Raw genomic sequence first — 22,914 nt, forward strand, 5'->3', positions numbered from 1 at the left:
ACTGCGCGTCGGCTAAGCGCCGAATGCTTTGGCCTTGCCCTTCACAGGTTTTGCACCGGCGAGAAGATGAGCCGGAACAAGATCACGTGCGGGCTCGGTGTAGCCGACGGAGACAATCCGGTCGCCCTGATACGTGAACGTGGTCAAGGACGCGAGCGTGCACTGCCGGCGGCGCGGGTCGTGCCACAGACGGCGCCGCTCCACAAAGCTGCGCACGATCCAGATCGGCAGCTGATGGCTGACGCACACGGCCTCGTGTCCGCGGGCCGCGTCCCGCGCCGAGTTGAGCGCGCCCATCATCCGTACGACCTGATCGACGTACGGCTCGCCCCACGAGGGACGGAACGGGTTGGTCAGATGCTTCCAGTTGGAGGGCTTGCGCAGCGCGCCGTCGCCGACGCCGAAGGTCTTGCCCTCGAAGACGTTGGCCGCCTCGATCAGCCGCTCGTCGGTGTCGAGGGTGAGGCTGTGGCTCTTGGCGACGGGAGCCGCGGTCTCCTGGGCGCGCTCCAGCGGGGAGGAGACGACGTGAGTGATGTCGCGGTCCGCCAGATGCTCGGCGACCCGGTCGGCCATCTGCCGTCCGAGCTCGGAGAGGTGGTACCCGGCGCGGCGGCCGTAGAGCACACCGTCGGGGTTCTCGACCTCGCCGTGGCGCACCAGATGGACGACGGTGATCTCGCTGTCCAGGCTGTTCTCGCTCATGCGGACACCTCCGTCGCCTCGGCGGCGGCACGGGCGGCGGCGGGCAGCGCGGCCGCGATCCGCTCGACCGCCCGCTCGTCGTGGGCCGTGGAGACGAACCAGGACTCGAAGGCGGACGGCGGGAGATAGACGCCCTGGGAGAGCATCGAGTGGAAGAAGGCGGTGAAGCGGAAGGACTCCTGCTTCTTCGCGTCCTCGTAGTTCTTGACGTCCGTGCCCGTGAAGAAGACGGAGAACATGTTGCTCGCCGTCTGCAGCCGGTGGGCCACGCCCTCCTTGGAGAGCGCCGCGGTCACCAGGGACTGGATCTCGGCCGAGACGGCGTTGATCTTCTCGTACGCGGCGTCGTCGAGCAGCCGCAGCTGCGCGAGCCCGGCGGCGGTGGCGACCGGGTTACCGGAGAGGGTGCCCGCCTGGTAGACGGGGCCGGCCGGGGCGAGATGTGCCATGACGTCCTGGCGGCCGCCGAAGGCCGCGGCGGGGAAGCCGCCGCCCATGACCTTGCCGAAGGTCATCAGGTCGGGCGCGACGCCGTCCACGCCGTACCAGCCGGCCTTGGACGTACGGAAGCCGGTCATGACCTCGTCGGAGATGTACAGCGCGCCGTTCTTGGCGCAGGCCGCCTTGAGGCCCTCGTTGAAGCCGGGCAGCGGCGGGACGACGCCCATGTTGCCCGGGGACGCCTCGGTGATCACACAGGCGATCTCGCCGGGGTGCGCGTGGAAGGCCTCGTGCACGGCCTGGAGGTCGTTGTACGGCAGCACGATGGTGTCGCCGGCCTGCGCGCCCGTGACACCGGGGGTGTCGGGCAGCCCGAAGGTCGCGACGCCCGAGCCTGCGGCGGCGAGCAGCGCGTCCACATGGCCGTGGTAGCAGCCGGCGAACTTCACGACCTTGGCCCGGCCGGTGAAGCCGCGCGCCAGCCGGATTGCGGACATCGTCGCTTCCGTACCGCTCGAAACAAGCCGTACCTGCTCGACGGGCTCGATCCGGGCCACGATCTCCTCGGCGAGGGCCACCTCGCCCTCACCGGGCGTGCCGAAGGAGGTTCCGCGGGCCACAGCGGACTGCACGGCCTCGATAACGGCGGGGTGGGAGTGCCCGAGGATCATCGGACCCCACGAGCAGACGAGGTCGACATATTCGCGTCCGTCGGCATCGGTGAGGTACGGGCCGGTACCGGACACCATGAACCGGGGCGTACCGCCCACGGCTCGGAAGGCTCGGACGGGAGAGTTCACGCCGCCGGGCGTCACGAGGGACGCGCGGTCGAAAAGCGTCTGCGAAACGGGTGCTTCGTATGAATACGCCACTTTGGTCCTGATCTGCTATTCGGGTGTTCGGGGGGCCGGGACGGAGGATCTCGGCCACCGGTGAGCAGGGAGCGCGGTCTCCTCGTATTACGAAAGGGCGTCACCACGCTCGCGTCTGCGAAACTGGGGCGACACAGGGAAAGCTCACGGAATCCATGGTGTCAGAGCCCTCGACGTTCTTGCGGACTGGTGTTTCACAGCACGTTGGTGGGGGAGGTCACTGTCACGATGATCGGGTTGCGCGGCGGGGGCTGCGAGTGGTCGGGTGGAGATATGCATCGCGGTGGCGGACTGGGCGAGGGGACCGACGACCTGGGTCCTGAGCCTGCCCGGCGGGGAAAGCACCGGCGAGGCGAATCGGGCGCGGACGAGCCCATGGGAAGCAGGAGCGGCCGAGTGGGGGTGACCTACAAATACTTCGGCGCACCTGACGGGGCGACTGCCGCGCGTGTGCCGATCTCGATGCGCCCTGAGGAATTGGGCGGCGACGAGCTCGGCATGGGCGGGATGTTCGCCAAGATCAAGCCGGAGACCATAGCCGCGATGGTGCTGACCGGCATCCAAGGCATGCCGCTGAACAAAGTGCCGCCGCTGGAGCTTGTGGTGCTCCACCCCGACTATGCGGTGGTCAAGCTTCCGATGACGGTGGTCGACCCCTTGCGCGGCATCGGCGAGGAATCGGTGGGCGCGGCGGCCTTCATCTGGTCGACGGTCCCGGACCGGGGCGGTCCGCGGGACGCGTTCAATGTGTACCAACTGCTGCACGAATGGCAGGATTTCTCGGTACGCCTGCATGAGGCGGGGCATCAGCCGTACTGCTTGGTGTGGCCGTAGGCCCTGTCCGGCCGATCTTGCAAGTCCGCAGCCCTCAGTCCTCGCCCTCCAGGACATGGACGGTGGTGAGCTTGTCCGGGTTGCGTACGATATCGACCGACGTGATCCGGTCGGTGTCGACCGTGAACGCCACCACGGACAGCACTCCTTCCGCGTCGTGCACGACGAGCCCGGGCGCGGCGTTGACCTGAGCGAGGCGCAGATCGCGGGGCGGGCGCCGGGTGTAGGCGAGCAGCACATGCGCGACCTTCTCCGCTCCGTGCTCGATGTGCCGCAGCGCGGTGACCTTGCCGCCGCCGTCGTCGCGCAGCCGGGCGTCGGGGTCGAGCAGTGCGACAAGACCGTCCAGGTCGCCCTCCTGGCAGGCGGCCGCGAAGGCGCTGACCAGTTCGCGCTGCTGGGCGGGGGTGGGCGGGAAGCGCGGCCGTCCGCTCTCGACGTCGCGGCGGGCGCGGGCGGCGAGCTGGCGTACGGCCGCGGGTGAGCGGCCGACGACATCCGCGACCTCGTCGAAGGAAACCCCGAAGACGTCGTGCAGCAGAAACGCGGTGCGCTGGGCCGGGGACAGCTGTTCCAGGACGACCAGCAGCGCCATGCTCACGGACTCGTCCAGCGTGACCCGCTCGGCAGGGTCGTCCTCGCCGGCGGCCTCGACCAGCGGCTCGGGCAGCCAGGTTCCGACGTAACGCTCCCGCCGCACGCGTGCGCTGCCCAGCGCGTCGAGGGCGATCCGACCGACGGTGGTCGTCAGCCAGGCCCGCAGATCATGGATCCCGCCGGGATCGTCGAGCCTGCGCAGCCGCAGCCAGGCCTCCTGGACGCAGTCCTCGGCCTCGGTCAGCGAGCCGGTCGTCGTGTACGCGACCCGAAGGAGACGCGGCCGCTCGAGCTCAAAGGCGTCCGCGAGGGCGGCTTCGTCGACATCGGCAAGGGGCGGCGCAGGAGCGGCCCGATCGGCGGCCCGGCCGGCGGCATCCGGGTCGGCCCGACCAGCGGCCCGACCAGCGGCCCGACCGGCGGGCTCCTCGTCGGGTACGCCGCGGGGCTGCCCGGACCCGCTTCCCTCGGGGCTCATTACCGCTGCCCCGCCTTCCGCCCCTCAGTGCCAGGCCCCGCCGCCACCTTGTCCCGCAGCCACTTCTCGAACGGCACCGTCCCCCTGCTGAGCCCCCTTACCTCGTGGCCCCGAGAGCGCAGCTCGTCGGCGACCTGCCGGCCCAGGGTTCCTGTTCCTCATGCAATGGCGATCCTCATGCTTCTAGGACGACACAGCCGGCCACTGTGTGACATTCAGGAGGGTCCGTCCCAGGAGGGTCCGTCTCAGGACGGCTGCCAGTGCGGATCACGTCCGGTCAGCGCCAGCACCCTGTCGAAGGCGGATGCGTCGTCCCCCACCTCGACGGGCTCGCCGAACACCCCGCCCTTGCGGGCCATCGGTGCCATCTCCCTGAGCGAGGGCCCGATCTCCTCGACCACCGCCGGGTCCGGTGTGAACGCCTGCCCCGTGGCGCGCGCCAGGTCCCAGGCGTGCACGGTCAGGTCGCCGAGCACCATGTTGCCGACGGTCCTCGCCGGGAAGCCCATGCTCCCGGTGGTGCCCTCCTCGGCGCCCGGTGCCGCCCACGCCGCGACGAGTGCGGCGGTCTCGTCGGCGAAGCGGGACCGCCAGTCACCCTCCATGTAGTGCGGCTCGGCGGAGAAGTCGGAGTCCTGTTTCGCGGCCAGTTTCTGGAAGTTGATCACGACCTGGATGAGGTGATCGGTCAGGTTGCGTACGTCGTACTCGGCGCAGGGCGTCGGGTCGGACAGCCGGTCGTCGGCGATCCCGCGCACGATCGGAACGGCCCGTTCCGCCGCCGCGTCGAGCAGCTCACTGATGGATTTCGTCATGCCTCGACGGTAGGGGCGGCAGGGACCCTGCGTATTGAACAAACGCGACATAGGATCCGCGGCATGGCAGGTCCGCGACGCGACACCAGGGGAATCGTCGAAGCGCGCGAGCTCTTCGCGCGCGTGGACTTCCGCCGCCGCGAGCCCGCCCCGGCCCTGCGCCCGTATCTGGAGCACTACTGGCTCATCGACTGGGACATTCCGGAGCCGTACGCCTCCCACGTGGTGCCGCATCCGTCCGTGAACGTGGTCTTCCAGCGGTACGGCGACGCGCCGCCGTGGGGCGAGGTCGCGGGCATCGGCCTGGGGCTGTTCACGCAGAAGCTGGAGGGGCGGGGCCGGGTGTGCGGGGTGCAGTTCCGCCCCGGCGGCTTCCGGCCGTTCGCGCCCGGGCGGCCGGTGTCCGACTGGACGGGGCAGCGCGTGCCGGTCGCGAACGTCCTCGCGGGCGCGGGCCCGGACACGGCGGCCGCGATCCTCGGGCCGGAGGCGGAGGACACGCGGGTCGCCGCGCTGGACGCGTTCCTGCTGGGCCTGGAGCCCGCGGCGGACCCGCAGTCGCTGCGCGCGATGGAGCTGGTCGACCTGGTGCGCAGTGACCGCACGATCCGGCGGGTCGCCGAACTGGCGGAGGCGGAAGGGGTGTCGGCGCGTTCGTTGCAGCGGCTCTTCGCGGCGTACGTCGGCGTCGGTCCCAAGTGGGTCATCCTGCGCTACCGCATCCATGAGGCGCTGGAGCGCGCCGAATCGGGCGACGGTGACAGCGCGGCGGGCGAGGGCCAGGCGCTGGACTGGGCGGCCCTCGCGGCGGAGCTCGGCTACAGCGATCAGGCCCATCTCGTACGGGACTTCACGGCCACGGTGGGCGTGCCGCCGACGGCGTACACACGTCCCGCACCTCGGTAGCCCGACGCCGACCTTTCAGTAACTCTCGGTGAAGCCGACGGCTCGGCAGCTGTCGTGACGGCGAGTTCAGTAGCTCTCGGTGACGCCGACCGCGCCCGCGCCATGTGCGGCCGCGTACCGCAGCACCCGCACCGGACCGTCCAGCAGTGTGCGCGCGTCGAAGCCGGGCTCGTCGCTCATGGCCGACATCCAGGCGTCGATCCGGCCGATGATCTCGGTACGGCGCGGCCCGGTGACGGCGAGCACGGACTCGGCGTGCGGCAGGACCGCCCGCACCTCGGCGGCAGTCAGCAGGAAGTCGCCGAACCAGCCGGGGAGCCGGGCCGCGGCCTCCGCCCCGAGGCCGTACCAGAGGGCGGTGGCCGGATCGCCCTTGCGCGCGGCAGCGGCGAAGGCGGCGTCCCCCTCCACGTCCCGCAGCAGGTCCATGCCCGCTTCCTTCATCGCGGCGACGGCCGGCGCGCTGGGGCCGCCGCTGCGCGCGAAGGCGGCGAAGCGGAGGGCGGCGGGCGTGGGCCCGGGCGTGAAATACGGTTCGCGGTCGCCGCCGCCGAGCCACCACGCCAGGTCATCGGCGTAGCCGGGCGGCGTGGTCCACTCCCCCTCCACGTGCGCGAATCGCTCGGGCAGGGCGGCGACTTCGGCATCAGGGACAGCGCCGATCGCCCACACACCGGTGAAGCTCATCCTCAGGACCCCCGGTTGTCAGACCCCCGTCCTACAGTGCAAGACATGGAGATCAAAGCATCGGCGGTACGGATCGAGCCATGGTCCGAGGACGACTTCGACCTTCTCCGCGCTGCGAACGCACCGGAGTTGATGGATCACCTGGGTGGCCCGGAGACGGAAGAGCAGCTGGTCAAACGGCACGGGCGCTATGTGGAGCTGAGCTCGGACCGTGCGGGACGGGGCCGGATGTACCGCATCGTTCTGGAGGAGACCGGGGAGTCGGCGGGCTCGGTCGGCTTCTGGGAGAGGACCTGGCAGGGCGAGGAGGTGTACGAGACGGGATGGAGCGTCCTGCCGGCCTTCCAGGGGAAGGGGATCGCGACGGCGGGCACGCTCGCGGTGGCCGAGGCGGCGCGCGCCGAGCACAAGCACCGCTATCTGCACGCGTTCCCGACCCCGGACAACGGTCCGTCGAACGCGGTGTGCAGGAAGGCGGGTTTCGAGCTGCTGGGCGAGTGCGAGTTCGAGTACCCGCCGGGCCATGTGGCGCCGTCCAACGACTGGCGACTGGACTTGCAGGCCACTCCGCGAGACCGCACCTAATGGCATAGAGTTCTCTAACCATTAGCCGTCTGCATGTCAGGCGGCAGAGGGAGGACTCATGCTGCTCGCCCACATCAGCGATCTGCATCTCGACGGCTCGGAGCACGCGACGGACCGTGCCGTACGGACGGTGACGTATCTCAACTCCCTTGCCCGGCAGCCCGATGCAGTCCTGGTCACCGGCGATATCGCAGACCACGGCGCCCCGGCGGAGTACGCGGAGGCGGCCGAGCTGCTCGCCCGGCTCGACGCGCCCTATTTCCCCTGCCCGGGCAACCACGACGACCGTGCCGCGTACCGCAAGGTACTGCTGGCCGAGGACGATGCCGGAGACGCCGGGGACCCCGGCCGCGCCGTCAACCGCCTGCATCTCGTTGACGGTTACGCCCTGCTGCTCTGCGACTCGACCATCCCGGGCGAGGACGCGGGCCTGTTCGACGACGAGACGCTGGACTGGCTTGCCCGCACGCTCGACGAGCTCGGCGACACTCCGGCGCTGCCCGCCTTCCACCACCCGCCGGCCGTCATCCACCACCCGTATCTGGACTCCACGAATCTGACGAACGCCGACAGGTTCGCGGAGGTGCTGGCCGGGCGGACGAACGTCCCGGCCGTGCTGACCGGCCATGCGCACACCGCCGGAGCCATGACCTTCGCCGGACTTCCGCTGCTGGTCGCGCCCGGCGTGGTCTCGACGCTGCGGCTGCCGTGGGAGAGCGGCGACACGCTGACGGACCGGGTGGCGCCGCCCGGCGTCGCGTTCCACGTGCTGGGCGAGGGCGGCGGCCCGATCACCACGCACTTCCGCGTCGTGCCGTAGCTGTGCCGTAACGGCAGGCACGACATCTCAAGGGCCCGCTTGACGAGCGGGCCCTTTGTCACCGATATTTATCTGCGTCACGCAGATTCTGTGCAACGTCGAATAATGTACGTAAGGAACCCGCCATGACGATCCTCGTCACCGGAAGCCGCGGCAAAGTCGGCTCCGTCCTCATCGAGCTCCTCCACGAGGCCGGAGCCGACGTACGCGCCGCCTCCGCCGCCCCCGACAAACTGCGCCTCCCCCCGAGCGTCGATCCCGTTCACCTCGCCCTCGACGATCCCCCGACCTTCCCGGCCGCCCTCGACTCCGTGACCTCGGTCTTTCTGTACGCCGAGCCCTCCCACATCGGCACGTTCCTCGACGAGGCGGTGGCGGCAGGCGTCGAGCACATCGCGCTTCTCTCCTCCAGCTCCGTTCTCGATCCCGGCGCCGCCGACAACCCGATCGCCGCGTCGCATCTCGCGGTCGAGAAGGCACTCGCCGCCTCGCCCGTCGCGACGACCGTCCTTCAGCCGGGTGCCTTCGCGGCCAATGCCCACCAGTGGCGCTGGGCGCTGGAGTCCACGGGCGCGATCGACCTTCCGTACCCCGGCAGTTACGGCGATCCGATCCACGAGCGCGACATCGCCGAGGCGGCGTTCGCGCTGCTCACGCGGCCGGAGCTGCGCGGCAGGACGTACCACCTGACCGGCCCCGAATCCCTCACCTTCACCGAGCAACTCGCCATCCTCGAACGCGTCGTCGGCAGTCCCTTCCCCTTCAACGCCGTGACGCGCGAGGCATGGAAGGCGGCCATGGCGGGATACATGCCGAGCGTCTTCGCCGACGGACTGCTCGACTACTGGGCCTCGACCGACGGCTCGCCCACGCCCCTCACCCGTACCGTCGAGGAACTGACCGGCCACCCGGCCCGCACCTTCGCCGAATGGGCGGCGGAGAACGCCGACGCCTTCAAAACCACCTGGCTGGCACAGGCCGCCCGATGACATGCTGGCGGCGTGAACGGACCGGAAATCTACATCGGCGTCTCCCCTGAGCTGCGCCTCTTCGTCCCTTCCGAGCGCCGCCACGGGCGTACGGCCCTGGTCACCGACGGATCGTCGACCCTCGGCCATGTCATCGAGTCGCTCGGCGTCCCGCTCACCGAGGCGGGCCGGGTGCTCGTCGACGGCCGCCAGGTGCCCGTCTCCCACATCCCGCGCGCGGGCGAGACCGTCGAGGTGCACAGCGTCGAACGGCCGCAGGAGGTCCCCGGCGCCCCGCTGCGCTTCCTGCTCGACGTCCACCTCGGCACCCTGGCGCGACGGCTGCGGCTCCTCGGCGTCGATACGGCGTACGAGAACGAGGACATCGGCGACCCGGCACTGGCCGCCCGCTCGGCGAAGGAGCAGCGGGTACTGCTCTCGCGGGACCGCGGGCTGCTGCGGCGGCGGGAGATCTGGGCAGGGGCGTACATCTACAGCGACCGTCCGGACGACCAACTGCGGGACGTCCTGGAGCGGTTCGCGCCGGTCCTGGCACCCTGGACGCGCTGCACGGCGTGCAACGGCCGGCTGACGGACGCCGACAAGGACTCGGTCCAGGACCAGTTGCAGCAGGGCACGCAGCGGTCGTACGACGTGTTCGCGCAGTGCACGGCCTGCGAACGCGTGTACTGGCGGGGCGCGCACCATGCGCGCCTGGAGGCGATCGTCGCGGAAGCGCTGAGGGAATTCGGCGGCGCCCCGGCGTAGTTGAGGCCCTCGTGTCAGCCCGGCACCCCCGCAGGCGAAGCGTCAGAACTCGCCGCTCCGCAGCCGCTCGACCTGCGCCGCGCTGAGCTCAACCGTCCGCCGCATATGCACGGTGAGGAGCGCGATCTCCTCATCGCTGTACGCGTCGAACATCGCGTACCAGGCGCCGTTCAGCTTCTGCCACACCTCGCCGAGCTCCGCCATGCGCTCGGGCGCCACCGTCACCAGCACCCGCCGCCGGTCCTCGAAGTCGCGCTCGCGCGTGACATATCCGGCCCGCTCCAGCCGGTCGACGAGCCGCGTCGCGGACCCAGTGGTCAGGCCGGTCAGCTCGGCGACGCGTCCGGTGGTGACGGGACCGGGCTCGAGCCCCAGCAGGTTGAGGCACTGCAGATCGGTGGGGTGCAGCCGCAGATGGTCGGCGAGCGCCTGGTTGAACAGGGCGTACGAGGCCATGTAGCGGCGCGAGGCGGTGGACAGCTCTTCCATCAGCCTGCCGCGACCGCCCGCATTCTTCTGCGTCATGCAGAGATTGTACGAACCAAACGCGGACCGACCGCACCCCGGCGCTACGGCAGCTCCGCCGTCAGATACCGCTGAACCGTCGGCGCCAGCCAGGCGATCACCTCATCCCGGGGCATGTCGACGGCGGGCGGGAAACGCAGCACATAGCGCGTCAGCGCCATCCCGAGGATCTGCGAGGCGGCGAGCGCCGCGCGGCGCGGCGCCTCGGCCGGATCGGGGCAGACCGCGGTGGCGACCGGCCCGAGCTGCCCCTTGAAGATCTCCTGCGCGCGCTCGGCGGCCGCCGCGTTGGTGACGCTGGCCCGCAGCAGCGCGGTCAGTACCTCGTCCTGCTCCCACCGGTCGAGGAAGTGGGACACGAGGACCGCGCCTACGTGCTTGCCGGGCACGGCCCCCATCGCGGGCAGGCGCAGATCGAATTCGGAGGCCGCGGCGAACAGCCCCTCCTTGTTGCCGTAGTAGCGCATGACCATCGACGGGTCGATCCCCGCGTCGCGCGCGATGGCGCGGATCGTGGCGCGCTCGTACCCGTCGGCCGCGAAGCGCTCGCGCGCGGCTTCGAGGATCGCGGCCCTGGTGGCATCGGAGCGGCGGGGACCGCCGGGGGCTTCCGTCGTCATGCCAACAACTGTAGGCCAACAGGTGTTGACATGCCAGACCCGGCCGTCCTACATTTGCCAACAAGCGTTGACCAACAAGCGTTGGCACCCGAGGAGGCAGCCATGAATGGCAAGCCCGGAACAGAAGGCACCACCCGCGCGAACGGCACGACCCCCGGCGACAGCACCGACGTCCTCGTCGTGGGCGCGGGCCCCGCCGGGATGCTGCTCGCAGGCGACCTCGCCACCGCGGGCGTCCGGGTCACCGTCATCGAGCGCCGACCGCACGAGACCAGCAATATGACGCGCGCCTTCGGCGTTCACGCCCGCACGCTGGAGCTCCTGGACGCCCGGGGCCTGGCCGACGAACTGGTGAAGAAGGGCAGGACCATCACCGGCCTGAGGCTCTTCCGCCGGCTCTCCCTCGACCTGTCCCGGCTGCACTCCCGCTTCCCGTTTCTGCTCATCACCCCGCAATACGAGGTGGAGCAACTGCTGGAACGCCGGGCGCTCGAAGCTGGCGTGACCTTCCGTTACGGCACGGAGCTGCTCGGCCTGAGCCAGTCCGCCGACTCCGACGAGGTCACCGCGGAGGTCCGGGACACCGACGGGACCCGGAGCACCCTGCGGGCCCGCTATCTGGTCGGCACCGACGGGGTGCGCAGCACCGTGCGCAAGGCTCTCGACCTGCCGTTCCCCGGCGTCTCGGTGATCCGCTCGATCGTCCTCGCGGACGTCCGGCTCACGGAGGAGCCCGAGAACCTCCTCAGCGTCAACGGCACGGGCGACGCCTTCGCCTTCATCGCCCCCTTCGGCGACGGCTGGTACCGCGTCATGGGCTGGAACCGCACGCGCCAGGTCCCCGACAGCGAGCCGGTCGACCTCGACGAGGTCCGCGAGATCGCCCGCCTCGCCCTCGGCACCGACTACGGCATGCATGACGCGCGCTGGATCTCCCGCTTCCACAGCGACGAGCGCCAGGCCCCCTCGTACCGGAGCGGCCGTGTCTTCCTGGCCGGCGACGCGGCGCACGTCCACTCCCCCGCGGGCGGCCAGGGCATGAACACCGGCCTGCAGGACGCGGCCAACCTCTCCTGGAAGCTCGCATCCGTCGTCCGGGGCCAGGCCCCCGACCCCGAAGCCCTGCTCGACAGCTACGAGTCGGAGCGGCACCCCGTCGGCGCGATGGTGCTGCGCAGCAGCGGCACGATCGTCAGGCTCGCCATGGCCCACACCCCGCTCCAGCGCGCCGCCCGCTCCCTCGCGTCCCGCTTCCTGAACGCGGTAAGGCCCGCGTCCGCCCGGGCGATGGGCGTGATCTCCGGCATCGGCATCTCGTACGACGCGCCGCGCGGCGCCCACCGCCTCACGGGCAAGCGCGCACCCGACCTGGAGCTCACCGAGGGCAGGCTCTACGAACTGCTGCGCGAGGGCCAGTTCGTGCTGGTGGCCCCGGAGGGCGAGACCCCCGCGGCACCGGCCGCTCCCGGCAGCGTCATACGGGCGCACTGGGCCACGGACCGCCGCGGCGCGCTGCTGATCCGCCCCGACGGCTACATCGCCTGGGCGGACGGCCGCTGAGCGAATGTCCTTCGGCCAGGTCGGCCGGTCGAGGGTGCGCCGCAGATATGCGCTCGGGTCGGCGGGGTACCGGCGAGAGTGGTCGCCGACCCGCCGGCGCCCTGGTCAGAGGCGGCCCCGGTCGGCACCGACGATCCGGTCCGATCCGATCCGGTCCGATCCGATCCGATCCGGCGCCCCGTCAGAAGGCGTACGGGTCACCGGTGGCCGGGGTCAGCACCTGGTGCTCGTTGTTCTCCGGGTTCCTGTCGGTCGCGCCGCCGTTCCACTGTGTGCCGACCTGCACGAGGACCTCGGCCGGTGTGCCGACCGTCCGCAGGTCGAGCGCGAACCGGCGGCCGGTTCCGGCCGCCCGCAGCTCGCCCGTCGCACACAGCACGATCTTGTCGCCGCCCCACAGGCACCCGGCGGGCAGCACCTGAGGACCGGCCATCGGCACCGAGAAGGAGAGCCGCACGGTCGCGTTCGCGAGGCTCGCGGGGCCATGGCTCTCGGAGACCAGCGAGACCCCGAGCCGCCCGCTCGTCAACGAGACATGGCCGTGGTGCGCCACATCCGCCTCCGGTGCGATCGCCGGGCCGTGCGCGCCCGCGCTCGTCCCGGCACCGACCACCATCACCACTGCGGCGGCGACCGCCGACAGCGCCCTACGCATCACACACATGACCCGAAGATACCTTTTACACGCTTATGTTCCTGATTGCCCGTCAGTCCCGGCGAGTCCTGGGTGCCTTGCGTGGGAGGCTGCCCCCATGCTCGTCGCCCGTTCCGCCGCCCTCTTCCTCGTCGCCGCCTTCTTCGAGATCGGCGGCGCCTGGCTCGTCTGGCAGGGGCTCAGGGAGCACCGGGGCTGGATCTGGATCGGCGCGGGCGTCATCGCCCTCGGCGCGTACGGCTTTGTCGCGACGCTCCAGCCGGAAGGCGAGTTCGGCCGGATCCTTGCCGCGTACGGAGGAGTCTTCGTCGCGGGCTCCATCGCCTGGGGCATGGTCGCCGACGGCTACCGCCCCGACCGCTGGGACGTGATCGGCGCGCTGGTCTGCCTGGCGGGCATGGCGTTGATCATGTACGCACCCCGGGGCCGCTGACACCGGGCCACCGCGGGCGAGAGCGGCCGCATATCCTGGGCCGCGTATCGATCACACGCGCGAGGAGTACGACATGACCGCCGCTGGGACCCCCGTCGCCGTCATCACCGGAGCCAGCAGCGGCATCGGCGCCGCCACCGCACGCGGGCTGGCAGCCGCCGGGTACCACGTCGTTCTCACGGCCCGCCGCAAGGACCGCATCGAAGGGCTCGCCGCGGAACTCGTCGCCGCGGGCCACCGGGCCACCGCGTACGCCCTCGACGTCACCGACCGTCCGGCCGTCGACGAGTTCGCCGCATCCCTCGACCGCTGCGACGTCCTCGTCAACAACGCGGGCGGCGCGCTCGGCGCCGACCCCGTCGCCACCGGCGACCCCGCCGACTGGCGTCAGATGTTCGAGGTCAACGTCATCGGCGCGCTCAACACCACCCAGGCCCTGCTTCCGGCCCTCACCTCCGGCGGCGACGGCACCGTGGTGATCCTCTCCTCCACGGCGGGCCTCTCCACCTACGAGGGAGGCGGCGGCTATGTCGCCGCCAAGCACGGCGCCCATGTCCTCGCCGAGACCCTCCGCCTGGAGATCGTCGGCACCCCGGTCCGGGTGATCGAGATCGCCCCCGGCATGGTCAAGACCGAGGAGTTCGCCACGACCCGCTTCCGCGGCGACACGGAGCGGGCCGCCAAGGTCTACGCGGGCGTGGCCGAGCCGCTCACCGCCGACGACGTGGCGGACACGATCACCTGGGCGGTCACCCGCCCCTCCCACGTCAACATCGACCTCCTGGTGGTCCGCCCCCGCGCCCAGGCCTCCAACTCCAAGGTCCACCGCGAGCTCTAGGCGTAACCCGTGGGCCGGCCCTCAGGCCTTCGGCTGGGTGAAGCGGATGCTGTTCCCGAAGGGGTCGCGAAGGCCGCAGTCGGTTCCGTACGGACGATCGGTGGGTTCCTCCGTGAACTCGACGCCACGTCCCCGCAGCGTCTCGTACGTCTTGCGGCAGTCGTCCGTGCTGAAGATGAGGTGGCCTCCCGTCGCGCCCTTGGTCACCAGCTCACGGACCAGCTGCGCCGTCTCCTCGGACATCGCCGGAGGGCCCGGCTTCTCCAGCAGGATCTGGCGCTCGGGGTGACCGGGGATGCTGACGGTCAGCCAGCGCATGAAGCCCATGTCGACGTCGGCGTTGACCTCCAGGCCAAGCTTGCCGACGTAGAAGTCGAGGGCCTCGTCTTGGTCGAGGACGTAAATCTGCGAGTGCGTGATGGCGTTGAACATGTGCATCACGCTACTGGGCAAGCCGGAGGAAAACTTCTCCAAAACTGCTCAGTCGACGGACGGTACGGCAGTGCGAACGGTCATGAGCTCGGCCGCATCCACGCCATCGTGAAGCACGTCGGTACGTCCGCGGCCGGCGCCTCCTTGCGGTACGCCCGCGGCGACCGGCCGACGATGTCGCGGAACGTGCGGCTGAAGGTTCCCGGGCTGCCGAAGCCGACTTCGAAGCAGATGTCCGTCACACTGCGGTCGGTCTCCCGCAGCAGGAACATCGCACGCTCGACCCGGCGGCGCTGCAGGTAGCGGTGCGGCGTCTCGCCGAACGTGGCCCGGAAGGTGCGCGTGAAGTGCGCCTCCGAGACATGGGCGATCCGGGCCAGGGCCGGGACGTCCAGCGTCTGCGCGTAGGCGCGGTCCATCGCATCCCGTGCCCGAAGCATGCGGCGATTGCTCTCTTCGGCAGCACGGCTCACGGCGTCATCACACCACGGTTTTCCGCCCCGGTAGGTGCGGCTGCCGTTTCCAATGGCCGCTCCTCCGAGTCGAGAGCGACCAGCAGGTATTGCGAGCCGAGGCCCGTCAAGCGCAGGCACGTAGCCGGCGTGATACGGGTTGCGATGAAGAGGAACGCCGTGCCCGGGAGTTCAGCGCACGCCCGCCAGGCAGAGGAATGCGACCGATGCACCCCGAAGAGCTTCCTCGACCTGTCGCTGCCGGACATCGATGGTGCGCGTCAGCCGGTGGCCGGCGGGTAACGCGATGACATGACTCAAACCAGTTCGGGCTGCGTTTCGCGTCGCGGTTCCGGCAGATGCACCGACGCGGGCTTCCGTTCCCACAGCTTGGTGGTCCGTACGTAGCCGTAGACCACTGAGGTCATCGCCAAAATGAGCAGCGGCCCGAACACCCACGGATGTTCGGCCATCTCCATCGACAGGTAGCGATACGACGCCAAGAGCGCAGCGAAGACCGCGGCGCCGTAGACGACAAGCTGGATTCCCGGCCGGTCCCAGCCGCGGTCGAGCGAGCGCAGCGCCGTCTCGATCGTGAGCGTGAACACCACACCGGCGACGATGTCCGCGCCGTAGTGGTAGCCGAAGCCCAGCGTTGCGCCGAGCGTGGCGATCAGCCAGAACGCGCCCAGGAGTCGCAGAGCCCGCGGGCCCTTGCGGGAATGAATGAAGATCGCGGCAGCCCACGCCGTGTGCAGACTGGGCATGCAGTTGCGCGGGGTGATCTCGTCGAAGTGCATCGAGTGCGGGGTACTGACCGGCGGCGGCGTGTCCGGCCACAGGTTGGCCACCGCCCAGTGCCCCCCGTCGGCACCGTAGGCGAAGATCGGTCCGACCACCGGGAAGATCATGTAGATGCCCGGCCCGAGCAGGCCGATGACCAGAAACGTGCGTACCAGGTGATGGCCCGGGAAGCGGCGCTCGACCGCCACATTGCGCAGCTGGTACAGCGCGACGATGACCGCGCCCACCGCGAGCTGAACGTAGACCCAATTGAGAACGTAGGCGCCGACCGTGCCGGTGGCCTCGACGATCCGGCCCACCACCCACGACGGGTTGCCCAACGCGTGATCGGCGGTTGCCACGTACTGGTCGAGCACCGCCGGGCGGGTCTTCGACGTGATCAGCAGCCAGGTGTAGCCGGTCTTGCGGCCGGCCACCAGCAGCAGGGCCAGTCCGACGCCTTTCAGCAGCAGGACGCGGTCCCGGCCGGAGCGGCGCGTGACGGCGATGACGGCACAGGCCAAAGTCACCCACAACGCGCCGTTGCCGTACATCATCTCGGCGTCGACAGCCCACCGCACGAGCCAGAAGACGACGTCGATGCCGATCGCGGCGCCGGCCGCGATGAAGCGCTGCCGCCAGGTGAGCACCACCATCATCAACGCCATACTGACGTACAACACCGTCCCCGATTTGGGGGCGAATATCACCTCTCGCGCCTGGTCGGTGATCGGCCCGCGCTCGCCGTACCGACGCGCGGCGATCTCCAGTGCAATGAGGAATCCGAGGCCCACCACACTGACCGCGCCCCACAGCATGACGCGTGGTTGACGCCATGCAGCCAACCGAAGGCTGCCGCCTGTTCGCGAAAGCCCTCGCGTTACCTTAGATATCAATTTTTCAGCCGATTTATCATGTTTCAACGTGATCGTTGCGAGCTCGAACATGCTATCGGAGCGGGTGGGTTTCGCCGATCACGGGTACGTCGAATACAGCGATCGGCTCCCCTTGCCCGCGGCGGACATGAAACGTCGCGCGGCCCCGGATTGGGGCGGCGCGGGCGCTCGGTGGACCGGAGGGCGGGTGCCGGGGCGGGGCTTGACGGCGACAGTGGCGATGTCGAGGGCGGCGCGAGCGACGCCGACAGCGGATCCCTGGCCGCGATGGGCCACATCCTGGGCCGCGGGTAGACCGCGGCGCCCGTACACATCACGTCCGGCGCGGCAGCCACCGGTCGAGATACCGGACGAGCCCCGTCAGGTCCGTGCCTCCGGCCCGGTACGCGAGGTAGCCGTCCGGCCTGACCAGACAGTGCGTGACGCCGCGCCAGGGCCCGCCCGTCCCCAGGGTGTGGACATGGACCAGGTGATCGCGGCCACGGATCGCGGCCGCGATCAGGCCGGTGTCCCAGTCCTCGCCCGGGCCGCACAGGAGCAGGTGGTACCCGGGTGCGGCGATCAGCGCGTGCAGCTTGCCAGGGGTGTCGGGCAGCCGGTCGCCTGCCCGCGGACCGCGCCGCGGCGGATGGCTGCCCTCGGTCGTTGCGGGACTGCGCCGGTAGTGGATGGCCAGTTGGGAGAGCGTACGGAAGGCGGCGCCGCGCAGGGCGGGCAGGCGCAGGACCAGCGGCGCCAGGCGGGGCGCGACCTGCGTGCGGGCCATTCGCAGCAGCGGGTTGCGGCTGGTGGCGATGGTGAAGGCTCGGTCGGTGAAGCGCAGTACGTTGCGGCCGACCGGAGCCCGTTCGCTCTCGTACGTGTCCAACAGCGCGGCCGGCGCGGAATCTTGGCAGACGAGCGCGAGCTTCCAGCCGAGATTGAGCGCGTCCTGGATGCCGGTGTTCATGCCCTGGGCCCCGGCCGGGCTGTGGATATGGGCCGCGTCCCCGGCCAGGAAGACCCGGCCCGAGCGGTAGCTCTTGGCGCCGCGGTTGTAGAGCCGGAAGTCGGTCATCCACACCGGGTCCCGCAGCCGCAGCGGATCGCTGACATAACGGTCCACGATCGCCTGCAACTGCCAGATCTCCACCGGTCCTTCGGTGCCTCCCGGCGGGCGCATCGCGAGCATGCGCCAGCTCGCCGGTGACCCCAGCGGGAAGAAGAACAGCATCCCGGCTTCGGTCATGTACGCGTGCGCGGCGCCGCGTTCCAGGCCGTCGACCTCCAGATCGGCGAGCAGGAATGTCTGTGGGTAGGCGTGGCCCTCGAAGCCGATACCGGCCTGCTCGCGGACCGTGCTGTGCGCCCCGTCGCAGCCGACGACGTAGCGGGCGTGCACGCTCTCCTCGCGCCCGCCCTGATGCCTCAACCGGCAGACGGTATACGCCGCTTCGGGTGTCAGCTCCAGCAGCTCGGTACCCCGCTCGACCGTCGTACCCGCCTCGGCGAGACGGCTGCCGAGCACACTCTCCGTCTCGGTCTGGGACAGGAACAGCAGGAAGGGATACAGAGTGTCCCCGACGCCGATGTCGAACAGCGGCATCCGCACCGTACGGCCGGGAAGATGCATCCGCACGTGTACGGCCGGGTTCCCTCGCGCGACCAGTTCGTCCGTCACGCCGTACGGGGCGAGGGCTTCCAGAGTCCGCGGCTGGATGGCCAGCGCCCGGGACTCCCGGGCCCGGTCCAGATGCCGGTCGACGATCCGGAACCGCGCGCCGTACGCGTGCAACTGGGCGGCGAGAGCCAGCCCGGTCGGCCCCGCGCCCACTACCAGGACATCGAGCGACTCATTCGCAGCCATGGCAGCAGTGTGCCGCCGGCGGGAGCGCCGCGCGCGCCGGAGAGTTCAGCGTCAGGCCGATTGCGGGGAAGTGTCCCGCCCCTGCATGAAGATGAGCGCCACCAGGGCCAGCCCGAGTACGGCACCGGCCAGTTGGGCGGCGGCGAAGCCCGGGACCGAGCCGGGTGCGATGCCCGCGAAGGTGTCCGTGAACGCGCGGCCGATCGTCACAGCCGGGTTGGCGAACGAGGTGGAGGACGTGAACCAGTAGGCGGCGCCGATGTACGAGGCGACGGCGACCGGCGCGAAGCGCAGACGGCCGGTGCGTTCCAGGCCGAAGATCAGCAGGATCAGCCCGGCGGTGGCCACGACCTCGCCGAGCAGCAGATGTCCGGCCGAGCGGTCGTGGGTGGACCACGCGACCAGCGGCTTCCCGAACATCGCATCGGCCAGCACGGCGCCCGCAATCGCCCCCGCGATCTGGGCGGGCACGTACACGACCGCCTCTCGCGTGGTGACCCCGCCACCCCCGCGGCGGGCGGTCCACCACTCGGCCAGAGTGACCGCCGGGTTGAAGTGCGCACCGGAGACCGGGCCGAGCAGGGTGATGAGGACGCCGAGCCCGAAGACGGTGGCAATGGAGTTGGCGAGGAGCTGGAGGGCAACGTCCTGGGTCAGCTCGGTGGCCTGAATGCCGGAGCCGACCACGACCGCGACGAGAGCGGCGGTCCCGACGAGTTCGGCGGCGGCCCGGGCGACCAGCGGAGTGCGGGGCGGGGTGGCGCCCGGGGCCGGCTGCGGCTCGGCGGCGGATACCGCGGTTTCCGCGGTGGTCTCCGGGACGGCGGTCGACGTGGCGCTCAACAGAACTCCTCGGTGCAGTTAAGACAGGACAAGAGGGAATCAGAGGCAGGAACGCTTGACGTTCGCCTCAGCCGTGGCGCGCGCGGACTGCGCCAGGCCGGAGAACTGCCCGGCGAGCGCCTCGATGACCTCGGGCCTCAGCCGGTAGTACGTGAACCGTCCACAGGGCTCGGTCTCCACGACCCCGGCCTGGCGCAGCACCTTCAGGTGGTTGGAGAGGTTGGTCTGCCTGGCGCCGGTCTCCTCGACCAGATGCGTGGTGCAGAGCGTCTCCTGGGCGAGGAGGGTGACGATCTGGAGCCTGAGCGGGTCGGCCAGCGCCCGGATCAGTTCAGTGTCGACTGATGTCAGCATGGGCTGATACTGTCACATCAGCCGGAGCTGATACCAGTCCGGGCCGAATCCGGCCGCGAAGGAAGAAGAACCGATGGCCTCCACCCCTGCCGCCTCCGTGCTGTTCGTCTGTGTCCACAACGCCGGGCGCTCGCAGATGGCCGCCGCCTGGCTGACGCACCTGGCCGGGGACCGTATCGAGGTCCGCTCCGCGGGATCCGACCCCGGCGACGCCGTGAACACGGCCGCGGTCGAGGCGATGCGCGAGGTCGGCATCGACATCTCCGCCGAGACCCCGAAGATCCTCACGATCGACGCCGTCCGCGAGTCCGACGTCTGCATCACCATGGGGTGCGGCGACACCTGCCCGGTATTCCCCGGCAAGCGCTACCTGGACTGGAAGCTGGACGACCCGGCCGGCCAGGGCGTCGAGGCCGTACGGCCCATTCGCGACCAGATCAAGAAGCTCGTCGAGGGCCTGATCGCCGAGATCGACGCCGAGGCCGCCAAGTGAGCGGTGAGATCCGCAACGTCATCGTCATAGGCTCCGGCCCTGCCCGGTAAACCGCCGCCCTTAGATCCACTGTCCGTCGGTTCCGGGGGCGAGGTGCGGATCTACGCTGACCTGCGCGGTACGCCGTGCAGTTTTCTGCCGGATCGGAGGCATCCATGAAGGACCTCAAGTTTGAGCAGAAGCGCTCGCTGTCACGCCTTGAGGCGGCTGATCAGCTCGCGGCGCTCGCGGCCGCGCTGAGGCACGGTGGTGATGCCGAACTGGAACTCGGCCCCGGGAGGCTGAGCCTGCGGGTCCCCGACGACCTTCGCAGCGAGATAGAGGTCGAGGTCGGTAACGGGGAGATCGAGCTGGAGATCGAGTTCAAGTGGCCGACCGCACCGACCCGGACAACGACATCGCAGGCGGCGGCAGGCACAGAGGAGGCCCCGCGAAGCGAAGACGAGTGACGCGAGACGCGAACCAGTCCGCACCGGATCTCACCGGCCCAGACCGCCGATCAACCACAAACCACCTCACCGACAACCTCCGGTACGACCGGCTGCGGTCACCACCGCTCACTCAGCCGGCACAACACCGAGCCCGCAGCGGCCGCCGCGGGACAGGGGGACACTGTATTCGCGCTCTGCGTAGTCGTGGCTGGCTCGCTCACCCTGCGTCCGCTCATGGCGGAGAATGAGCTGTCCTGACCGCACAGGCCGAGGCACGTCTGCGTCAGGAAGCGAGAGCGAGTGCGCCGCTCCTGACGGCGTTTGCCCGGCGCTACGGTTCCGTCGAGCGGGGCTGGGTGGTCGGGATCCGTTGGGTGAAGAACATGGCGAGGAGGGCGGCCAGAGCGAGGATGGCGAGTGCGGCGCGCAGGCCGTCGAGCCTGGCTGCCTCGTTCGCGTCGAGCGCGGCCTGGGTCACTTCCTTGCTCGTGCCCGCTTCGTCGAGGGCGCCCTTGAGCTGGGCGTCCGACAGGAAGGGCACGCCGCTTTGGAGTTCGACGTTCGCCTGGCTCTTGACGTTGGCCGGGATCGCCTCGTTCTGGTCGACGCTGGTCAGGAACGAAGCCGTCAGCGCGGCGATCAGGATCGACCCGGCGAGTGCTGTACCGATCGAGGCGCCGAGGTTGGTGACGGCGTTCTGAATGCCTCCGACCTCCGCGCTCTGTTTGTCCGGTACTGCGGAGACGGTGACCGATCCGAGCTGCGACGCCAGCGCGCCCATGCCGAGCCCGATCAGCAGGAGGGGGATGGTGACGATTTCCGCACCGGCGTCTGCGTCGAGCGCGGCCATGAGGACCACCGCACCCGCGAGCAACGCAAGGATCCCGAGGCGCACCACGCGCCGCGGTGAGACGTTCGGGAAGAGACGCGGGATCAGGATCGCGGCGGCCAGCAGTGTCAGGGAGAGCGGCAGGATGCGTGCGCCGGTCTTGAGCGCGGACAGGCCGAGTGCGACGGACAGGTAGAGCGGTACGACGAAGAACACGCCCATCTGCACGAGGTACTGGAAGAAGAACATGGTCAGGCCGCCGGTGAGCTGCTTGTTCCGCAGGAGCGCCGGGTCCACGAGGGGCTCCTTGCGCTGCTCCACCAGGCGGGCCTCCCAGCGCAGGAAGAGCCAGATCAGCAGCAGACCCGCCAGCATCAGCCACGCGACCAGCGAGATCCCGAGCCAGGACGGCGCGTCGGGCTTCGGCTGGAACCAGCCCCATTCGGCCGAGCGCAGTACGCCGTAGACGAAAATCCCGAGCCCGAGGGCGGAGAGCACGGCGCCGACGAGATCGATGCGATGGCGCTGGTCGGTCGGCACGTCGGCGATCCGGCGGGCGAACACCAGGATGCCGAGCACGATCACGACCTCACCGGCGAAGACCCAGCGCCAGGAGAAGTACGTCGTTGCGACACCCCCGATGATCGGCCCGACCGCGATCGCCACGGCTCCTGCGGCCGCGACGAGTCCGTAAGCGGCGGGGCGGCGTTCCGCGGCGAAGTTGCCGGCGACGAGCGCCACGATCGCGGGCAGGATGAGCGCCGCCCCGACGCCTTCGAGGAACGACCAGCCCAGCAGGAGAACAGGCAGGTTCGGGGCGAGCGCCGTCGTCAGGGATCCGCAGCCGTAGATGACACAGCCGATCATGAACGCGCGCTTACGGCCGATGAGCACGCCGACCTTGCCGCCAGGGATCATGAACATCGCCATCACGAGCGTGTAGGCCGTGATCGCACCCTGGATCCCGGTCACCGTTGTGCCGACGTCGTCGGCCACCGTCGCGATCGAGACGTTCATGACGGAGCTGTCCAGCGCCATCAGGAACTGTCCGGCCGCGAGTGTCAGCAGGACGAGTCCTGCCTTTGTCGAACTCGCCGTGCCCGCCCTGGATGTCATGGGGCGCATCGTCCCAGCGCCCCGACGGACGGATCCTCGACCCGCCTCGGAGATCAACCGATTGGCGGACATTTCGCGCCGACTCCACTGAACCGATGGAGATGGCCCCACGTCACGGCTACGCCCAACTTCGTCACGGACAAAGCAGTAGACGGCCACCTGTGCCCGCGAGGTGCCCACGTGATGGTCCAGTCCGTCGGGTCGTCATCCCCAGGAATCGTGGAGGAGCTTTGTGGACACCCCAGGAGGCCGAGGCGTCGCGCCCGGCGACCTGAACCGAAGACTGCAGGCCCCAGACCTCGTAAGTCTGGGGCCCGTCATCCGGTGGTGTG

Annotated in this window: 26 protein-coding genes; 11 read left to right on the plus strand and 15 right to left on the minus strand. The window is 70.0% G+C overall.

Annotated elements, in window-relative coordinates; genetic code table 11:
- Positions 1 to 12: 12 nt before the first annotated feature.
- Together ABZS64_RS23605 and hemL are read right to left on the minus strand one after the other, a co-directional pair.
- A complete protein-coding gene (locus ABZS64_RS23605; protein ID WP_355832952.1) occupies positions 13 to 705 on the minus strand; it encodes a histidine phosphatase family protein in 693 nt (230 codons plus the stop codon).
- Positions 702 to 2,018, minus strand: a complete 1,317-nt coding sequence (gene hemL, locus ABZS64_RS23610; RefSeq protein ID WP_355832955.1) for a glutamate-1-semialdehyde 2,1-aminomutase — start codon at positions 2,016 to 2,018, stop codon at positions 702 to 704. Before hemL ends, ABZS64_RS23605 begins: the two co-directional genes overlap by 4 nt.
- A gap of 273 nt (positions 2,019 to 2,291) precedes the next feature.
- On the opposite strand from hemL, the gene ABZS64_RS23615 reads away from it, so the two are divergent.
- Positions 2,292 to 2,852 (plus strand): hypothetical protein, encoded by a 561-nt coding sequence (locus tag ABZS64_RS23615; protein ID WP_355833039.1) that lies wholly within the window; start codon positions 2,292 to 2,294, stop codon positions 2,850 to 2,852.
- A 34-nt stretch (positions 2,853 to 2,886) separates the two neighbouring features.
- Here ABZS64_RS23615 and sigJ read toward each other — a convergent pair whose 3' ends face one another.
- Positions 2,887 to 3,927 (minus strand): RNA polymerase sigma factor SigJ, encoded by a 1,041-nt coding sequence (gene sigJ, locus ABZS64_RS23620; protein WP_355832958.1) that lies wholly within the window; start codon positions 3,925 to 3,927, stop codon positions 2,887 to 2,889.
- A gap of 245 nt (positions 3,928 to 4,172) precedes the next feature.
- On the minus strand, positions 4,173 to 4,742 hold the full coding sequence (locus ABZS64_RS23625) for a TIGR03086 family metal-binding protein (RefSeq protein WP_355832961.1): 570 nt from the start codon (positions 4,740 to 4,742) through the stop codon (positions 4,173 to 4,175).
- 63 nt (positions 4,743 to 4,805) lie between these two features.
- Between ABZS64_RS23625 and ABZS64_RS23630 the strand changes: the two genes are divergently transcribed.
- Positions 4,806 to 5,648 (plus strand): helix-turn-helix domain-containing protein, encoded by an 843-nt coding sequence (locus ABZS64_RS23630; protein WP_355832964.1) that lies wholly within the window; start codon positions 4,806 to 4,808, stop codon positions 5,646 to 5,648.
- Positions 5,649 to 5,714: 66 nt separating this feature from the next.
- On the opposite strand, the gene ABZS64_RS23635 is transcribed toward ABZS64_RS23630, so the two are convergent.
- The gene (locus ABZS64_RS23635; protein WP_355832966.1) at positions 5,715 to 6,335 is read right to left on the minus strand and encodes a hypothetical protein; all 621 of its coding nucleotides are present in this window, start codon (positions 6,333 to 6,335) and stop codon (positions 5,715 to 5,717) included.
- Positions 6,336 to 6,380: 45 nt separating this feature from the next.
- On the opposite strand from ABZS64_RS23635, the gene ABZS64_RS23640 reads away from it, so the two are divergent.
- The 4 genes from ABZS64_RS23640 (at position 6,381) to ABZS64_RS23655 (ending at position 9,476) form a co-directional block, all read left to right on the plus strand.
- Positions 6,381 to 6,920, plus strand: a complete 540-nt coding sequence (locus ABZS64_RS23640) for a GNAT family N-acetyltransferase (RefSeq protein WP_355832969.1) — start codon at positions 6,381 to 6,383, stop codon at positions 6,918 to 6,920.
- Positions 6,921 to 6,978: 58 nt separating this feature from the next.
- A complete protein-coding gene (locus ABZS64_RS23645) occupies positions 6,979 to 7,740 on the plus strand; it encodes a metallophosphoesterase (RefSeq protein ID WP_355832971.1) in 762 nt (253 codons plus the stop codon).
- Between the two features lie 125 nt (positions 7,741 to 7,865).
- Positions 7,866 to 8,729, plus strand: coding sequence for an NAD(P)H-binding protein (locus ABZS64_RS23650; protein ID WP_355832974.1), 864 nt, complete (start codon positions 7,866 to 7,868; stop codon positions 8,727 to 8,729).
- Between the two features lie 12 nt (positions 8,730 to 8,741).
- Positions 8,742 to 9,476 (plus strand): Mut7-C RNAse domain-containing protein, encoded by a 735-nt coding sequence (locus ABZS64_RS23655; protein ID WP_355832977.1) that lies wholly within the window; start codon positions 8,742 to 8,744, stop codon positions 9,474 to 9,476.
- A 42-nt stretch (positions 9,477 to 9,518) separates the two neighbouring features.
- On the opposite strand, the gene ABZS64_RS23660 is transcribed toward ABZS64_RS23655, so the two are convergent.
- The gene (locus ABZS64_RS23660) at positions 9,519 to 10,001 is read right to left on the minus strand and encodes a MarR family transcriptional regulator (protein ID WP_355832980.1); all 483 of its coding nucleotides are present in this window, start codon (positions 9,999 to 10,001) and stop codon (positions 9,519 to 9,521) included.
- Positions 10,002 to 10,045: 44 nt separating this feature from the next.
- Positions 10,046 to 10,621: a TetR family transcriptional regulator gene (locus ABZS64_RS23665; protein WP_355832983.1), complete on the minus strand. Its 576-nt coding sequence runs from the start codon at positions 10,619 to 10,621 to the stop codon at positions 10,046 to 10,048.
- A gap of 102 nt (positions 10,622 to 10,723) precedes the next feature.
- Between ABZS64_RS23665 and ABZS64_RS23670 the strand changes: the two genes are divergently transcribed.
- On the plus strand, positions 10,724 to 12,181 hold the full coding sequence (locus tag ABZS64_RS23670) for an FAD-dependent monooxygenase (protein ID WP_355832986.1): 1,458 nt from the start codon (positions 10,724 to 10,726) through the stop codon (positions 12,179 to 12,181).
- A gap of 181 nt (positions 12,182 to 12,362) precedes the next feature.
- Here ABZS64_RS23670 and ABZS64_RS23675 read toward each other — a convergent pair whose 3' ends face one another.
- Positions 12,363 to 12,845, minus strand: coding sequence for a hypothetical protein (locus ABZS64_RS23675; RefSeq protein ID WP_355832989.1), 483 nt, complete (start codon positions 12,843 to 12,845; stop codon positions 12,363 to 12,365).
- An 88-nt stretch (positions 12,846 to 12,933) separates the two neighbouring features.
- On the opposite strand from ABZS64_RS23675, the gene ABZS64_RS23680 reads away from it, so the two are divergent.
- Both ABZS64_RS23680 and ABZS64_RS23685 read left to right on the plus strand, forming a co-directional pair.
- Positions 12,934 to 13,269, plus strand: a complete 336-nt coding sequence (locus ABZS64_RS23680) for a YnfA family protein (protein WP_355832992.1) — start codon at positions 12,934 to 12,936, stop codon at positions 13,267 to 13,269.
- Positions 13,270 to 13,342: 73 nt separating this feature from the next.
- On the plus strand, positions 13,343 to 14,107 hold the full coding sequence (locus tag ABZS64_RS23685) for an SDR family oxidoreductase (RefSeq protein WP_355832996.1): 765 nt from the start codon (positions 13,343 to 13,345) through the stop codon (positions 14,105 to 14,107).
- Between the two features lie 21 nt (positions 14,108 to 14,128).
- Here the strand turns inward: ABZS64_RS23685 and ABZS64_RS23690 are convergent, their stop codons facing one another.
- The 6 genes from ABZS64_RS23690 to ABZS64_RS23715 all read right to left on the minus strand — a co-directional run bounded on the left by ABZS64_RS23690 (position 14,129) and on the right by ABZS64_RS23715 (position 19,713).
- Positions 14,129 to 14,539, minus strand: coding sequence for a VOC family protein (locus tag ABZS64_RS23690; protein WP_355832999.1), 411 nt, complete (start codon positions 14,537 to 14,539; stop codon positions 14,129 to 14,131).
- 80 nt (positions 14,540 to 14,619) lie between these two features.
- Positions 14,620 to 15,012, minus strand: a complete 393-nt coding sequence (locus ABZS64_RS23695) for an AraC family transcriptional regulator (protein WP_355833002.1) — start codon at positions 15,010 to 15,012, stop codon at positions 14,620 to 14,622.
- A gap of 296 nt (positions 15,013 to 15,308) precedes the next feature.
- Positions 15,309 to 16,592, minus strand: a complete 1,284-nt coding sequence (locus ABZS64_RS23700; protein WP_355833041.1) for a phosphatase PAP2 family protein — start codon at positions 16,590 to 16,592, stop codon at positions 15,309 to 15,311.
- Positions 16,593 to 16,983: 391 nt separating this feature from the next.
- A complete protein-coding gene (locus tag ABZS64_RS23705) occupies positions 16,984 to 18,516 on the minus strand; it encodes an FAD-dependent monooxygenase (protein WP_355833005.1) in 1,533 nt (510 codons plus the stop codon).
- Between the two features lie 51 nt (positions 18,517 to 18,567).
- Complete coding sequence (locus ABZS64_RS23710; RefSeq protein ID WP_355833007.1) at positions 18,568 to 19,359, minus strand: aquaporin; 792 nt, start codon at positions 19,357 to 19,359, stop codon at positions 18,568 to 18,570.
- 39 nt (positions 19,360 to 19,398) lie between these two features.
- Entirely contained in the window at positions 19,399 to 19,713 is a 315-nt protein-coding gene (locus ABZS64_RS23715) for a metalloregulator ArsR/SmtB family transcription factor (protein WP_355833009.1), read from the minus strand.
- A 73-nt stretch (positions 19,714 to 19,786) separates the two neighbouring features.
- Here ABZS64_RS23715 and ABZS64_RS23720 point away from each other — a divergent pair, with 73 nt between their 5' ends.
- Both ABZS64_RS23720 and ABZS64_RS23725 read left to right on the plus strand, forming a co-directional pair.
- Positions 19,787 to 20,206, plus strand: coding sequence for an arsenate reductase ArsC (locus ABZS64_RS23720; protein ID WP_355833012.1), 420 nt, complete (start codon positions 19,787 to 19,789; stop codon positions 20,204 to 20,206).
- 155 nt (positions 20,207 to 20,361) lie between these two features.
- Positions 20,362 to 20,655 carry an amphi-Trp domain-containing protein gene (locus ABZS64_RS23725; RefSeq protein ID WP_355833015.1) on the plus strand — a complete coding sequence of 98 codons (294 nt, stop codon included), beginning with the start codon at positions 20,362 to 20,364 and terminating at the stop codon, positions 20,653 to 20,655.
- Positions 20,656 to 20,968: 313 nt separating this feature from the next.
- On the opposite strand, the gene ABZS64_RS23730 is transcribed toward ABZS64_RS23725, so the two are convergent.
- Positions 20,969 to 22,582 (minus strand): MFS transporter, encoded by a 1,614-nt coding sequence (locus ABZS64_RS23730; RefSeq protein ID WP_355833017.1) that lies wholly within the window; start codon positions 22,580 to 22,582, stop codon positions 20,969 to 20,971.
- Positions 22,583 to 22,914 lie beyond the last annotated feature (332 nt).

Origin of the sequence: Streptomyces sp. NPDC005408 (assembly GCF_040606445.1) — a bacterium.
GTDB lineage: Bacteria > Actinomycetota > Actinomycetes > Streptomycetales > Streptomycetaceae > Streptomyces.

Excerpts from the sequence above, each read along its gene's own strand:
- ABZS64_RS23605 (WP_355832952.1), bottom strand. The coding sequence starts at position 705 with ATGAGCGAGAACAGCCTGGACAGCGAGATCACCGTCGTCCATCTGGTG.
- ABZS64_RS23650 (WP_355832974.1), top strand. The coding sequence starts at position 7,866 with ATGACGATCCTCGTCACCGGAAGCCGCGGCAAAGTCGGCTCCGTCCTC.
- ABZS64_RS23665 (WP_355832983.1), bottom strand. The coding sequence starts at position 10,621 with ATGACGACGGAAGCCCCCGGCGGTCCCCGCCGCTCCGATGCCACCAGG.
- ABZS64_RS23630 (WP_355832964.1), top strand. The coding sequence starts at position 4,806 with ATGGCAGGTCCGCGACGCGACACCAGGGGAATCGTCGAAGCGCGCGAG.
- ABZS64_RS23635 (WP_355832966.1), bottom strand. The coding sequence starts at position 6,335 with ATGAGCTTCACCGGTGTGTGGGCGATCGGCGCTGTCCCTGATGCCGAA.
- ABZS64_RS23640 (WP_355832969.1), top strand. The coding sequence starts at position 6,381 with ATGGAGATCAAAGCATCGGCGGTACGGATCGAGCCATGGTCCGAGGAC.
- ABZS64_RS23705 (WP_355833005.1), bottom strand. The coding sequence starts at position 18,516 with ATGGCTGCGAATGAGTCGCTCGATGTCCTGGTAGTGGGCGCGGGGCCG.
- sigJ (WP_355832958.1), bottom strand. The coding sequence starts at position 3,927 with ATGAGCCCCGAGGGAAGCGGGTCCGGGCAGCCCCGCGGCGTACCCGAC.
- ABZS64_RS23720 (WP_355833012.1), top strand. The coding sequence starts at position 19,787 with ATGGCCTCCACCCCTGCCGCCTCCGTGCTGTTCGTCTGTGTCCACAAC.
- ABZS64_RS23625 (WP_355832961.1), bottom strand. The coding sequence starts at position 4,742 with ATGACGAAATCCATCAGTGAGCTGCTCGACGCGGCGGCGGAACGGGCC.
- ABZS64_RS23615 (WP_355833039.1), top strand. The coding sequence starts at position 2,292 with ATGCATCGCGGTGGCGGACTGGGCGAGGGGACCGACGACCTGGGTCCT.
- ABZS64_RS23675 (WP_355832989.1), bottom strand. The coding sequence starts at position 12,845 with ATGTGTGTGATGCGTAGGGCGCTGTCGGCGGTCGCCGCCGCAGTGGTG.
- ABZS64_RS23660 (WP_355832980.1), bottom strand. The coding sequence starts at position 10,001 with ATGACGCAGAAGAATGCGGGCGGTCGCGGCAGGCTGATGGAAGAGCTG.
- ABZS64_RS23730 (WP_355833017.1), bottom strand. The coding sequence starts at position 22,582 with ATGACATCCAGGGCGGGCACGGCGAGTTCGACAAAGGCAGGACTCGTC.
- ABZS64_RS23725 (WP_355833015.1), top strand. The coding sequence starts at position 20,362 with ATGAAGGACCTCAAGTTTGAGCAGAAGCGCTCGCTGTCACGCCTTGAG.
- ABZS64_RS23690 (WP_355832999.1), bottom strand. The coding sequence starts at position 14,539 with ATGTTCAACGCCATCACGCACTCGCAGATTTACGTCCTCGACCAAGAC.
- ABZS64_RS23645 (WP_355832971.1), top strand. The coding sequence starts at position 6,979 with ATGCTGCTCGCCCACATCAGCGATCTGCATCTCGACGGCTCGGAGCAC.
- ABZS64_RS23685 (WP_355832996.1), top strand. The coding sequence starts at position 13,343 with ATGACCGCCGCTGGGACCCCCGTCGCCGTCATCACCGGAGCCAGCAGC.
- ABZS64_RS23680 (WP_355832992.1), top strand. The coding sequence starts at position 12,934 with ATGCTCGTCGCCCGTTCCGCCGCCCTCTTCCTCGTCGCCGCCTTCTTC.
- ABZS64_RS23670 (WP_355832986.1), top strand. The coding sequence starts at position 10,724 with ATGAATGGCAAGCCCGGAACAGAAGGCACCACCCGCGCGAACGGCACG.
- ABZS64_RS23700 (WP_355833041.1), bottom strand. The coding sequence starts at position 16,592 with ATGCTGTGGGGCGCGGTCAGTGTGGTGGGCCTCGGATTCCTCATTGCA.
- ABZS64_RS23715 (WP_355833009.1), bottom strand. The coding sequence starts at position 19,713 with ATGCTGACATCAGTCGACACTGAACTGATCCGGGCGCTGGCCGACCCG.